Consider the following 12,616-nt stretch of genomic DNA (forward strand, 5'->3'; position numbering starts at 1 on the left):
CGCACCGGCCGCACCGGCCGCGACGCCCCCGGCGGCACCCTCCGCGGCACCCTCGGCAGCGTCCCCGGTCCCGACGCCCGCCGTGCCGCCGGAGCAGGTGCACGTCCAGGTGTTCAACGCGTCCGCGGTGGCCGGGCTCGGCGCCCGGGTCGACGCCGACCTGCGGCGGGCCGGCTTCGCCACCACCGGCGTGCCCTCCAACGCCCCGGCGGGGACGCCGCCCGGCCGGACGGTGGTCCGCTACGACCCGCGCTGGGCCGAGTCGGCCCGGACGCTGGCGGCCGCCCTGCCCGGCGCGGAGCAGACGGCCGTCCCGGGGCTCGGCCCGACCCTCCAGGTGTACGCGGGCACCGACCACCCCGCGGTGCAGGGCCCGTCCGCCGTCCCCGCTCCCCCGCCGCCCACCGCCGCGGCCCCCTCCGCCCCACCGGTGACGGCCGAGACGGCGGCGGACATCATCTGCCCGTGAGACGACGCGGCAGGGGCCGGGTGCTGTCGCGCACCCGGCCCATGCCGTCCCCCGGTCCCCCGATCCGGGGGTCAGTCCGTCGCGATCGCCGCGAGGACGTTCATCCGCCCGGCCCGGAAGGCCGGGATGAGGGCCGCCACCAGGCCGATGACCACCGAGGCGATCAGCGTGGCGACGATCGTGCCGGCCGGCACGGCCAGGCTCGCCAGCCCCTGGTCCTTCAGCACCTGCTGCCCGGTGACGCCCCAGGCCAGGCCGAGGACGGTGCCGAGGACGGCGCCGAACAGGGCGATGACCACGGACTCCAGCCGGATCATCCGGCGCAGCTGGCGGCGGGAGAGCCCGATCGCCCGCAGCAGGCCGATCTCGCGGGTCCGCTCGACCACCGACAGCGCCAGGGTGTTGACCACGCCGAGCACCGCGACCACGATCGCCAGGCCGAGCAGCCCGTAGATCATGTAGAGCAGGGTGTTGACCTGCTCCTGGACGAGGTCCTTGTAGCCGGCCTGGTCCCGGACCTTGAGCTGCGGGTAGTCCTTGAGCGAGTCCTCCAGCGCGGCAAGCGTCTTGGCGACGTCCGCGCCGGGCGCGGCCTTGCCGTAGACCACCTCGTCGGCCGGGAGCTCCGCGGCCGGGACGGCCTTGGCCACGGTGTCGATGGCGATGAAGGTGGCACCGTTGAAGAGCGAGTCGCCCTTGGACGTCACGACCCCGACCGGCACGGACTGGGTCCGGCCCTGGCCGTAGTCGATCTTCACCTGGTCGCCGACCTTGAGGCCGTGCTCCTTGGCGAAGTCCTCGGCGACCACCAGCGAGCCCTGCTTCAGCGACTCCACCGCGCCGGACCGGACCGGCAGCCGGAAGTCGTCGGTGAAGTGCGCCGACACCGCGGAGAGCCGCGTCTTCACGGCCTTCCCGTCCGGCCCGGTGACCACCCCGCGCAGACCCTTCTGCTCGGTGACGTGCTCCACGCCCGGGGTGCGCTGCGCCGCCTGGACCATCGCGTCGCCGATGATCCCCTGGCTGCTGGAGACGACGTAGTCCGCGCCGACCGACTTGTCGATCTGCTCGTTGGTGGACTTGACCACCGAGGAGGTGAAGACCGAGGCACCGATCACCAGCGCCAGGCCGATCATCAGCGCGGCGGCGGTGGCGCCGGTCCGCCGCGGGTTGCGCATCGCGTTGCGCTGGGCGAGCTTGCCGGACGGGCCGAACACGGCCGGCAGCAGCGCGCCGAGCACCCGGACCACCGTGGTGGCCAGCAGCGGGCCGAGGACGACGAACCCGACCAGCGTGAGCAGCACGCCGAGGCCGAGGTACTGGCCGCCGGTGGCCGCCTTGTCGGCGCCCGCGGCGAGCGCCAGCAGGCCGCCGCCGGCCGCGGTCAGGACGAGGCCGGTCACGGTGCGGACCAGGTTGGAGCGCGCCTCGGCCGGGGTGCCGTGGTCGCGCAGGGCGGCCATCGGCGCGATCCGGCTCGCCCGGCGGGCCGGGATCCAGGCCGCCAGCACGGTGATCACGATGCCGACCGCGTACGCCGCGACGGGCACGTTCAGCCCGATCTGCAGGTCGGTCGCGCTCAGGTTCATGCCGACGGCCTTCATCAGCTGGATCAGGCCGGTGGCCAGGCCGAGGCCGGCGCCGAGGCCCAGCGTCGAGCCGAGCAGGCCGAGGATCAGCGCCTCCACCAGCACCGAGCGGTTGACCTGCCTCCGGCTGCCGCCGATGGCGCGGAGCAGGCCGATCTCCCGGGTGCGCTGGGCGACCAGCATGGAGAAGGTGTTGATGATCAGGAAGCCGCCGACCAGCAGCGAGATGCCGGCGAAGCCGAGCATCGCGTACTTCATGAAGTTGAGGAAGGAGCCGACGCTCTTGTTGTTCTCCTCCTTCTGCTCGGCCGCGGTCTTCACCTGGTAGCCGCCGCCCAGCGTGCCGAGCGCGTCGGCCTTGAGCTGCTCGTTGCTGCGGCTGCCGTCGCCGAAGACCTCGACCGAGGTGAACTCGGCCTTGCCGAGCAGGTCCCGCTGCGCCGTCGGGGTGTCCAGGAAGGCCAGCGCCGCACCCGGGTTGGTGGTCTTGAAGGTGGCGATGCCGGCGATCGAGAAGTCGTGGGTGCCGTTGGTGGCGGTGATGACGCGCAGCTTGTCGCCGAGGCCGAGCTTCGCCTTCTTCGCCGTGTCGGCGTCCAGCACGACCTGGTCGGCGCCCTGCGGCACGTGGCCGCTGGTGATCTCGACCGAGTTGCGCGGGGTGTCGGTCCAGTTCCCGGTCAGCGTCGGGGCGCCGCCGGTCGGGCCGATCTGCTTGTTGGTGACCGGGTTGACCAGCACGGCGTTGGAGACGAAGACCTGCCCGAGGGCCTGCTTCACACCGGTGGTCGCGGCGACCTTCTCGACGGTCCCGGCCGGCAGGGTCGGGACGGTGGCCTGCGGCCCGTCGTCCTCGTCCTCCAGTCCGGCCTTGGGCGGCTGGACGGAGATGTCCGAGGCGGTCGAGGCGAACAGCCGGTCGAAGGTGCTGGTGGCGGTGTTGGAGAACACCAGCGTGCCGGACACGAACGCGACCGAGAGCACGACCGCGATCAGGGAGAGCGCCATCCGCCCCTTGTGGGCGAAGAAGCTCCGAAGTGACGTCTTGAGCAGCATGGTCCTGGGTCCGCCCGCTCAGCTGGTGCGCTTGCCGTCGAAACGGCGCATGCGCTCGAGGACGGAGTCGGCGGTGGGGGCGTGCATCTCGTCGACGATCACGCCGTCGGCGAGGAAGAGCACGCGGTCCGCGTAGCCGGCGGCGACCGGGTCGTGGGTGACCATGACGATGGTCTGGCCCAGCTCGTCCACCGAGCGGCGCAGGAAGGTGAGCACCTCGGCGCCCGCCCGGGAGTCGAGGTTCCCGGTGGGCTCGTCCCCGAAGATGATCTCGGGGCGGGCGGCCAGCGCCCGGGCCACCGCGACGCGCTGCTGCTGGCCGCCGGAGAGCTGGGTCGGGCGGTGCTTGAGCCGGCCGGCCAGGCCGACGGTCTCGACCACCTGGTCGAGCCAGGCGGCGTCCGGCCTGCGGCCGGCGATGTCCATCGGGAGCGTGATGTTCTCCAGCGCGTTCAGCGTCGGGAGCAGGTTGAACGCCTGGAAGATGAAGCCGATCTTGTCCCGGCGCAACTTGGTGAGCTGCTTGTCCTTGAGGCCGGTGATCTCGGTGTCGCCGATCCAGATCCGGCCCTCGGTCACGGTGTCCAGGCCGGCCAGGCAGTGCATCAGGGTCGACTTGCCGGAGCCCGAAGGGCCCATGATCGCGGTGAACCGGCCGCGCTGGATGTCCACGTCCACCGCATCCAGCGCGGTGACTCTCGTCTCGCCGCTGCCGTAGGCCTTGGTCACCTGCCGCGCCGAGGCGGCGACGGCACCGGCGCCGCCGGGAATCTGGGGGTCGTACACGGCTGCTGCTGCCGTCGTCACTGAAGTCTCCTAAGAAGTGGGCCCACCCGTCGGCCCCCGGCCACGTCGCCCGCTCCTGTGCCACGACGGGTTCAGGAGGCGGTCCTCGACCGGGAGTCGGCCCCACCCTCTCCGGCGTACCGGGCTGCCGACCCGGTCGAACCGGACCCTCTTCGGACTGGCGGGGATGTGATCCACGTTAGGAGCGGCGGCGCGTTCCCTCGTCATCCGCCGGGATGAAGCGCCTCAACCGTAGTTGTACGGGGCGCGGCACCCCTCCCCCTAGGGGTAGCCGCCACCCGTCTCGGGGTCGGCCCGTACGGGCCGGACCCGCGGCCCCGTCAGCCGGTGAGCGCGGGCACCGCGAGCCGCTCCACCGCGCTCGCGAACGCCTCGACCACCGGGGTCAGCAGCACGTCCGTCTCGCGCTCGATCGCGGTGCCGCCGTCCTCCCGGACGGTGATGTGGCGGTCGAGCACGAACCAGCCCTGGGTGACGTGGCCGGCGCCCATCGAGCTGAGCACCGGGCGGAGCGCGTAGTCCACCGCCAGCACGTGCGCGGTGGAGCCGCCGGTGGCCAGCGGCAGGACGGCCTTGCCGGTCAGGGCGCGCTGCGGCAGCACGTCCAGCAGGGTCTTCAGCAGGCCCGAGTACGCGGCCTTGTAGACCGGGGTGCCGATGACGACGCCGTCCGCCCGGGCGAACAGGTCGGCGGCGGCGGCGATCTCGGGGTGCGAGAAGTCCGCCGAGAGCAGGGCGTGCGCGGGCAGGCTGCGCGCCTCGAACGGGACGACGTGGTGGCCGCGGGCCTCCAGCTGCGCGTCGACGTGGCGCAGCAGGCGGGTGGTACGGGAGGTCGCGGACGGGGAGCCGGAAACGGACAGCACGGTGGCCATGGAGTTCACCTCTGGGGCGGGAAGCGGGACGGCGCCGGGGCGGGGGCGGTGCCGGAGCGGGAGGGCGCTGGAGCGGGAACGGCGGTGCGGCGGCCGCGTCACGGCAGCGGGCGGGGAGCTGCGCCGGCGTCGGGGAGGAGGAGCGGAGGGTTCTTCGGGCGAACGTCAGCCACGACAGAGCGAACAGGACACACGCTGGAGGTCGACGTGCCGCCGACGCGTGAGGGTCCATCGCTGATCCATGGCGGTCATGCAAACACGCAGCGTTCCGGCCGGTCAAGAATCGTTCCGGCTGGTGAAACAAGGGGTGGGACGGCCGGCGGGGCGGGCGCGGCCCCGCGAGGGTCCCGCGAAGGTCCCGCGAACTTGCGGCGGAACGATCCGGCGCGTGCATCAAAACGGCTACAAGCGGCCTGGTGGGGGCCCCGGGGGGAGTCACCGCGCCCGGCGTCGGGCATCCTCTCCCACATGAACACGTGGCAGGAGGGCCGCCCGGGCGGCGGCGGGAACCCCTACGGCGGCAGCGGCAACGGCGGCGGCGGCGCGTACGGGCGTAGCGGGGGCGGTACGGCGGCCGAACCGCCGCTGCCGGCTTCGCTGAACCCGCGCGGACCGGGCGCCCCGGCGCCGCGCCGGCCCGCTCCGCAGGAGCAGGGGTACGGGCAGCCCCAGCCGTCCGGGCAGCCGGGCTCCGGCCAGCAGGGCTTCGGGCCCTCGCAGGGCTACGGGGCCCCGCAGGACTACGGGCAGCCGCAGCCGTACGGGCAGCCGGGCCGGCCCGGGGTGCCGCCGCAGGGGCCGGGCGGTCCGGCCGGCGCTCCCGGTGCGCCGGGCGGGCCGATAGCCCCGGGCGGCACCGAGCCGCCCTCCGCCGCGAGCCCGTCGCGCTGGCCGAAGCGCCGGATCGTGAAGTGGTCGGTGTTCGGCGTGCTGACCGTGATGATGGTCACCGCCGTCTCGACCTGGTTCTGGGCCGACTCCAAGCTCAACCACGAGAACGTGCTCACCGACTACCCGGGCCGTCCGGCCGCCGGCAAGGGCACCAACTGGCTGATCGTCGGCTCGGACAGCCGCAACGGGCTCTCCGACTCGCAGGAGGAGGACCTCCACACCGGTCATGCGGGCGGCAAGCGCAGCGACTCGATGATGGTCCTGCACATCGGGGACAACGGGAACACCCTGATGAGCATCCCGCGCGACTCGTGGGTGCCGATCCCCGAGCACGCGGGCGACAACGGGAAGACCGTCAAGGCGACCACTTCGAAGATCAACTCGGCCTTCGCGTCGGGCGGCGGCAAGCTGCTCGCGCAGACCGTCGAGCTGAACACCGGCATCCGCATCGACCACTACGCGGAGATCGGCTTCGCCGGGTTCGTCGGCATCGTCGACTCGGTCGGCGGCGTGGACATGTGCATCGAGCAGGACGTCAAGGACAAGGACTCCGGCCTCGACCTCAAGGCCGGCTGCCAGACCCTCACCGGCACCCAGGCGCTGGCCTTCGTGCGCCAGCGGCACCAGATGGCCGACCAGGACCTCGGCCGGATGCGCAACCAGCAGAAGTTCCTCGGCGCGCTGGCCAAGCAGGCCGCGTCGCCGGCCACCGTGCTCAACCCGTTCACCTTCTACCCGCTGGTGGACTCCGGCCTCGGCACCCTGATCGTCGACGAGGACGCCGGCCTGACCGACCTCGGCTCGCTCTTCCTCGCCATGAAGGACGTCAACGGCGGCAGCGGCAAGAGCATCACCGTCCCGATCGCCGACCCGGACTTCCGGACCAGCACCGGCGAGTCCGCGGTGAAGTGGGACAGCGCCAAGGCCAAGCAGGTCTTCGAGGCGTTCAAGAACGACACCGCGGTTCCGAGCACGAAGTAACGCCCGCGACCCGCGCAAACGCCGCGGAGCAGGAAGTCGGCCGGGCCGACTTCCTGCTCCGCGGTGCGCCGGAGGCGGTGGAATTACTCCACGATGCCCGAGTCGGCGATGGTGATCTTCGCCTTGGTGCGGCCGCTCTGCGAGCCGAGCGACTCGATCTTCTTCACCAGGTCCATGCCGTCGACGACCTCGCCGAAGACGACGTGCTTGCCGTCCAGCCAGTCGGTCGCGATGGTGGTGATGAAGAACTGCGAGCCGTTGGTGTTGCGGCCCGCGTTGGCCATCGAGAGCTGGCCCGGCTTGGTGTGCTTGACCTGGAAGTTCTCGTCCGCGAACTTCTCGCCGTAGATGCTCTTGCCGCCGGTGCCGTCACCGCGGGTGAAGTCACCGCCCTGCAGCATGAAGCTCGGGATCACGCGGTGGAAGGACGAGCCCTTGTAGCCGAAACCGTGCTGGCCGGTGGCCAGCTCGCGGAAGTTCTGCGCGGTCTTCGGGACGATGTCGTCGAACAGCGTGAAGACGATCCGGCCGGCCGGCTCGTCGTTGATGGTGATGTCGAAGTAAACGTTGGAACCCATACAGGGATCATGGCATGCCGTGGCGCCCGGTGCGCGACGCACCCCGGACACCCGTCACACGCCGCTATCGGGTCCGCGCGCGGAGTACCCGCGGCCGACGGGCACGCGGGCCGGCCGGACAGCCCTCGGCGCCTTCCCCTCCCGCCCGGGCCCGGGTCCGCGGACCGGGCGGGCGGTGGCCTCCGGCGCCACCGGGCGGCCGGCCCACGAGGGACCCTAGGATCACCAGCACCAACTGACCGAGGGAACGGGACATGGGTGCACGGCGGGTCGGGGTCTACCTGGCACACCCGAAGCCGGGGAGCTTCAACCACGCGCTGTTCGAGGCCGTGGTGGACGAACTGCGCGGGCGCGGTTGCGAGGTGCTCGCGCACGACCTGTACGCGGAGGGGTTCGCACCGGAGCTGACCGCCGGGGAGACCGGGACGGTCGACCCGGCCGACGAGTCCGCCGACCCGCAACTGGCCCTGCACCGGGCGGAGGTGGCCACCCTCGACGCGCTGGTCCTGGTCCACCCGAACTGGTGGGGCATGCCGCCGGCCGTCCTCGCCGGGTGGGTGCAGCGCGTCATGGCCCCCGGGGTGGCGTACAAGCTCGGCACCGCGGACGGCGAGCCGGCCGGGCTGCTCCGGGCCGGCCGGGCGCTGGTGCTGAACACCTCCGACACCCCGGAGGCGCGCGAGCACGGCGAGTTCGGCGACCCGTTGCAGCGGATCTGGGCGGCCTGCGTCCTGCCGTACGTGGGCGTGGAGGACGTCCGCCGGGTCGTCTTCCGGACGGTGACGGACTCGTCGGCGGACACCCGCGCACAGTGGCTACGCCAGGCGCGGGAGGAGGCGTCTGCGCTGATCGACTGAGCCGGGCGTACGCCGGGCGCGCCCGCGGTTGGACGGCGCGCGCCGTACCGACCGACCCGGCCGGTACACCCGGGTGACGGGCCGGCCGTCCGTGCTAGAACCGACGGCGGGCCGCCAACCACCGTTGCCCGCCCGCGTTCCCGTGCGACCTCAGGCCACCGATCATCCTTGGGAGACCCATGTCCGCCGCACGCTCCGCCCGCACCGCCCGCTTCGCCCTGGCCACGGCCGCCGCCCTCACCCTGCCGCTCTCCGGCGCCACCGTGGCAACGGCCGCCACCAACGCCACCACCGGTCTGGACAACACCTGGGCGTGCAGCGTCCCGTCCGGGTACGTCTACGACGCGGTCCAGCAGACCAGCGCCTGCGGCTCGGGCCGCTGGACGGGCCCGTCCTTCCACCTGCGCACCCCGACGGACTGGATGACCGCCTGCAGCACCGTGCCCGGTTTCGTCTACGACCAGGTCACCGGCACCACCGGCTGCGACCAGCTGGGCCGCACCCCGACCACGACGTACCGGCTGCGCGTCCCGGTCGACGGGATGACCGCCTGCACCACCAACCCGGGCTGGACGTACGACCAGGTCACCAGCACCTCCGGCTGCAGCCAGATGTCCGGCGTCACGTCCACCACCTTCCGCCTCCGGGTGCCTGCGAGCGGCCTGTGGGTCTGCAGCGTCCCCAACGGCTGGACGTTCAACTCCACCACCAGCAACACCGACTGCAGCCAGCTCCGGGGCGTCACCGCCACCAAGTACCGGCTCGCCTGACCCGCGGCCTCCCCGTGAGACGGGGAGCAGGAGGCCGACCGGGCCGGCTTCCCGCTCCGGGCGGCGTCCTGACGTCAGGCGTCACGGCGTCCTGACGTCAGGCCTCGGGTGTCACGTGTCAGGCGTCGTCCCCGAGGTCCAGCTCGGCGACCTCCTGGTCCCCGCTGAGCTCGCCGGTGGGGCGGAACCCCAGACGGGCGTAGAAGCCGGCCGGACCGGCGTCGCCGGGCACGTAGGTGACCGTCGCCCGGCGGCCGCCGCGGCGGCGGATCTCGGCGCAGACCTGCTCGACCGCGAAGCGGCCGTAGCCCCCGCCCTGCGCGTCGGCGGCGATGTTGAGCCGCCAGAGACCGGAGCGGGGCCGGTCCTCCGGCTGGTCCGGATAGAAGGTGACGTCGAAGAACGCCATGACGAAGCCGACCAGCCGGTCGCCGTCGAGGACCAGCCGGGGCCAGGCCGTCTCGCCGTACGCGTAGGCCTCGGCCAGCGACTTGACCACCGGGGCCACCAGCCCCTCCTGGTCCGGCCGGACCTTCAGGGCCAGCGCGGCGTCGATGGTGGCGGGGGTGACGGGTTCGAGGCGCAACGAGGTGGGCATGCCGGCCACCCTAGTCAGCCGGTTCGCCCCTGTCGCCCGGGTTTTGCCTGGTCACCGGGGTCGGCGCGCGGTCCTGCCCGGCCTCCCCGGCGTTGCACCCCTGCCGCCCTGCCCGGCTCACGGAGCCGGGGTGAAGACCAGGGACGCGTTGTGCCCGCCGAATCCGAAGGAGTTGGTGAGGGCCGCGGTCAGCGCGCCGTGCCGCGGGACGCCGGCCACCACGTCCAGCTTCACCGCCGGGTCGAGGGTCTCCAGGTTGCGGGTGGCCGGGACGACGCCGTCGCGCAGGGCGAGGACGGCGGCCAGCGCGCCGACCGCGCCGGCCGCACCGAAGAGGTGGCCCGTCATCGACTTGGTGGCGGTCACGGCCGGGTGCAGGCCGATCGCATCGGTGACCGACTCGGCCTCGACCAGGTCGCCCAGCGGGGTCGAGGTGGCGTGCGCGTGGACCAGGTCGATGTCGCGCGGGGCGAGCCCGGCCTCGGCCACCGCCCGGCGCATCGCCCGGACCTGGCCCTCGGCCGCGGCCGCCGTGATGTGGTGGGCGTCCGAGGTGACGGCCGCGCCCGCCAGGGTGGCGTGCGCCCGCGCCGAGCGGGCGGCGGCGAACCCGGCCCGTTCCAGGACGACGACCACCGAGCCCTCGCCGATGACGAAGCCGTCCCGGTCGGCGTCGAACGGCCGGGACGCCCGCCCGGGCTCGTCGTTGCGGGTCGAGTGGGCCTTGGCCTGGGCGAACCCGGCGATCGGCAGCGGGCAGATGCACGCCTCGGCGCCGCCGGCCACCACCACGTCGGCCCGGCCGAGCCGGATCAGGTCCAGGCCCATCGCGATCGCCTCGGCACCGGACGCGCAGGCGCTCACCGGGGTGTGTGCGCCGGCCCGCGCGCCCAGTTCGATGGAGACCCAGGCGGCGGGACCGTTCGCCATCAGCATCGGCACGGTGTGCGGGGAGACCTTCCGCACGCCGGAGGCCTCCAGCACGTCGTCCTGGCCGAGCAGGGTGAGCGCGCCGCCGGTGCCGGTGCCGATCACCACGGCCAGCCGTTCCGGGTCCACCTCGGGCGCCCCGGCGTCGGCCCAGGCCTGGCGGGCGGCGATCAGCGCCACCTGCTCGCAGCGGTCCATCCGCCGGGCCTGCACCCGGTCCAGCACCTCGGACGGCTCGACCTTGAGCCGGCCGGCGATCCGGACCGGCAGCCCGCCCGCCCAGTCCTCCTCGATCGCGCGGATGCCCGACTCGCCGGCCAGCATCCCGGCCCAGGTGGAGGCGACGTCCCCGCCGAGCGGCGTGGTCGCGCCGAGTCCGGTGACCAGCACTCCGCTGTTGTCGACACTCATCGAAGAAAACCCCCTGGCTGTTGTGGAGATTGTGGAATGGACACAACCCCCCGTGCCGGTGGGCACGAGGAGCCGCCGCCCCCTCGGCCACTCTGCCAGGACAGTGATGGTCAATCAGGTGTGTAAGCCAACCGATTCGAGGAGCGCATCCTTGTGGACTTCCACCAGGTTCGACCGGGTCACTCGGCGTCGAGGTCGGTGCTCCGGCCGAGCTTCTCCCAGTCCCGGAGCTCCTGGCCGGCGGCGTCGAGATTGCCGAGGATCGCGTCGACGGCGTCGTTCCCGAGGGCGAGCCGCAGCGGGGTCCGCTCGGCGTCCAGGGCGGCCAGGATCGCGGCGGCGGCCTTGGCCGGGTCGCCGGGCTGCCTGCCGTCGCTCTCCGGCAGCCCGGTACGGACCGGGCCGACCACCGCGTCGTACGCCGGGATGGCGGCCGCCTGGGCGAGCGCGCCCGCACCGGCGAAGGAGGTGCGGAAGGCGCCGGGCTCGACGATCAGCACCTTGATGCCGAACTGGGCGACCTCCTGGGCCAGCGCCTCGGAGAGCCCCTCCAGCGCGAACTTGGTCGCCGAGTACGCACCCACACCGGGGAAGGAGAACCGCCCGCCCATGCTGCTCAGCTGGACGACGGCACCCGAGCCCTGGGCCCGCATGTGCGGCAGGACGGCGCGGGTGAGCGCGGCCGGGCCGAAGAAGTGCAGCTCCATCAACTCCCGCAGCTCGCGGTCGGTGTACTCCTCGACGGCGCCGATCAGACCGCGGCCGGCGTTGTTCACCAGGACGTCGATCCGCCCGTGCCAGAGCAGGGTGTCCGCCACCACGGCGGCGATCGCGGCCTGGTCGGTGACGTCCAGCCGGACCGGGACGACCCGGTCGGGGTGGGCGGCGGCCAGGTCGTCCAGGGTGCCGGGGCGGCGGGCGGCCGCCACCACGGTGTCGCCGGCGGCCAGCGCGGCCTCCGCGATGGCCCGGCCGAAGCCGGAGTTGGCGCCGGTGATCAGCCAGACCCGGCCGGTCGCGTGCTTCTGCCCAGAGGTGCCGGTCATCCGAGGTTCCCCGTCTTTCCTTGAAAGTCATGGACGTTGACACCCCCCATGCTTCTGCCCGGCCCCCGGGAGCGTCCAAGACAGAAGCCTGGTCGATCGATAAGGGCGCTTTATGATCACCGCATGGAGCTGCGCCAGCTGCGCTACCTGATCGCGATCGCCGACGAGGGCAATCTCGGCCGGGCCGCCACCCGCCTGTACGTCAGCCAGCCCGCCCTCTCGTACGCCCTGCGGAACCTGGAGACCGAACTGGGCGTCCGCCTCTTCGACCGCCACTCGGGCGGGGTCAGCGCCACCGCGGCCGGGCGCGACGTGGTCGCCGAGGCCCGCCGCACCGTCGCCCAGGCCGAGCGGATCACGGCCGCCGCCGAGCGGCACCGGCGGGCGGCGAGCGGGGTGCTGCGGGTCGGCTTCGAGGCCAGCGGCGCGGGCGAGTTGACGACCCGGGCGCGCGCCGAGTTCGCCCGCCGGCACCCGGGCGTACGGGTCGAACCGAAGCGCTTCGACTGGGGCCAGGAGGCCGAGGCGCTGCGCGACGGCCGGGTGGACGTCGCCTTCGTCTGGCTGCCCGCCGACCTCACCGGGCTGCACGCCGAGACCGTCCACACCGAGCCGCGGATCGCCGGGCTGCCGGCCGGCCACCGGCTGGCCGGGCGGGCGGGTGCCGACCCGGCGCTCAAGGCGTTCTACGGGCAGCAGATCGCCTGGGCGCCGTGCGCCGACGACCCGAAGACCACGAAGGTCGACGAGTCCGTGGT

13 protein-coding genes are annotated in these 12,616 nt (G+C 73.3%); 5 read left to right on the forward strand and 8 right to left on the reverse strand.

What is annotated here, in order from left to right; all coding sequences use genetic code 11:
- Positions 1-469: LytR C-terminal domain-containing protein (locus ABZ885_RS25970; protein ID WP_360193193.1), on the forward strand; the 469-nt coding region annotated here is incomplete at its 5' end.
- 71 nt (positions 470-540) lie between these two features.
- On the opposite strand, the gene ABZ885_RS25975 is transcribed toward ABZ885_RS25970, so the two are convergent.
- From ABZ885_RS25975 to ABZ885_RS25990, 4 genes are all read right to left on the reverse strand, one after another.
- A complete protein-coding gene (locus ABZ885_RS25975) occupies positions 541-3,114 on the reverse strand; it encodes an FtsX-like permease family protein (RefSeq protein WP_360193196.1) in 2,574 nt (857 codons plus the stop codon).
- 18 nt (positions 3,115-3,132) lie between these two features.
- A complete protein-coding gene (locus ABZ885_RS25980) occupies positions 3,133-3,921 on the reverse strand; it encodes an ABC transporter ATP-binding protein (protein WP_360193199.1) in 789 nt (262 codons plus the stop codon).
- A 320-nt stretch (positions 3,922-4,241) separates the two neighbouring features.
- Positions 4,242-4,796 carry an NADPH-dependent FMN reductase gene (gene ssuE, locus ABZ885_RS25985; protein ID WP_360193202.1) on the reverse strand — a complete coding sequence of 185 codons (555 nt, stop codon included), beginning with the start codon at positions 4,794-4,796 and terminating at the stop codon, positions 4,242-4,244.
- Between the two features lie 165 nt (positions 4,797-4,961).
- Complete coding sequence (locus ABZ885_RS25990) at positions 4,962-5,048, reverse strand: putative leader peptide (RefSeq protein WP_352297720.1); 87 nt, start codon at positions 5,046-5,048, stop codon at positions 4,962-4,964.
- A gap of 216 nt (positions 5,049-5,264) precedes the next feature.
- On the opposite strand from ABZ885_RS25990, the gene ABZ885_RS25995 reads away from it, so the two are divergent.
- Positions 5,265-6,668 carry an LCP family protein gene (locus ABZ885_RS25995; protein ID WP_360193205.1) on the forward strand — a complete coding sequence of 468 codons (1,404 nt, stop codon included), beginning with the start codon at positions 5,265-5,267 and terminating at the stop codon, positions 6,666-6,668.
- An 83-nt stretch (positions 6,669-6,751) separates the two neighbouring features.
- Here the strand turns inward: ABZ885_RS25995 and ABZ885_RS26000 are convergent, their stop codons facing one another.
- On the reverse strand, positions 6,752-7,246 hold the full coding sequence (locus tag ABZ885_RS26000; RefSeq protein WP_360193208.1) for a peptidylprolyl isomerase: 495 nt from the start codon (positions 7,244-7,246) through the stop codon (positions 6,752-6,754).
- 254 nt (positions 7,247-7,500) lie between these two features.
- Between ABZ885_RS26000 and ABZ885_RS26005 the strand changes: the two genes are divergently transcribed.
- Positions 7,501-8,103: an NAD(P)H-dependent oxidoreductase gene (locus tag ABZ885_RS26005; protein WP_360193210.1), complete on the forward strand. Its 603-nt coding sequence runs from the start codon at positions 7,501-7,503 to the stop codon at positions 8,101-8,103.
- A gap of 179 nt (positions 8,104-8,282) precedes the next feature.
- Positions 8,283-8,873 carry a hypothetical protein gene (locus ABZ885_RS26010; RefSeq protein WP_360193213.1) on the forward strand — a complete coding sequence of 197 codons (591 nt, stop codon included), beginning with the start codon at positions 8,283-8,285 and terminating at the stop codon, positions 8,871-8,873.
- 118 nt (positions 8,874-8,991) lie between these two features.
- Here ABZ885_RS26010 and ABZ885_RS26015 read toward each other — a convergent pair whose 3' ends face one another.
- The 3 genes from ABZ885_RS26015 to ABZ885_RS26025 all read right to left on the reverse strand — a co-directional run bounded on the left by ABZ885_RS26015 (position 8,992) and on the right by ABZ885_RS26025 (position 11,858).
- Positions 8,992-9,471: a GNAT family N-acetyltransferase gene (locus ABZ885_RS26015; protein ID WP_360193216.1), complete on the reverse strand. Its 480-nt coding sequence runs from the start codon at positions 9,469-9,471 to the stop codon at positions 8,992-8,994.
- A 117-nt stretch (positions 9,472-9,588) separates the two neighbouring features.
- Positions 9,589-10,812 carry a beta-ketoacyl-ACP synthase II gene (locus ABZ885_RS26020; protein ID WP_360193218.1) on the reverse strand — a complete coding sequence of 408 codons (1,224 nt, stop codon included), beginning with the start codon at positions 10,810-10,812 and terminating at the stop codon, positions 9,589-9,591.
- A 179-nt stretch (positions 10,813-10,991) separates the two neighbouring features.
- Entirely contained in the window at positions 10,992-11,858 is an 867-nt protein-coding gene (locus ABZ885_RS26025) for an oxidoreductase (RefSeq protein WP_360193221.1), read from the reverse strand.
- A 123-nt stretch (positions 11,859-11,981) separates the two neighbouring features.
- On the opposite strand from ABZ885_RS26025, the gene ABZ885_RS26030 reads away from it, so the two are divergent.
- Positions 11,982-12,616, forward strand: a 635-nt coding sequence (locus tag ABZ885_RS26030) for a LysR family transcriptional regulator (protein WP_360193224.1), incomplete at its 3' end; no start/stop codon positions are given.

The organism is Kitasatospora sp. NPDC047058, assembly GCF_040643935.1.
GTDB lineage: Bacteria > Actinomycetota > Actinomycetes > Streptomycetales > Streptomycetaceae > Kitasatospora.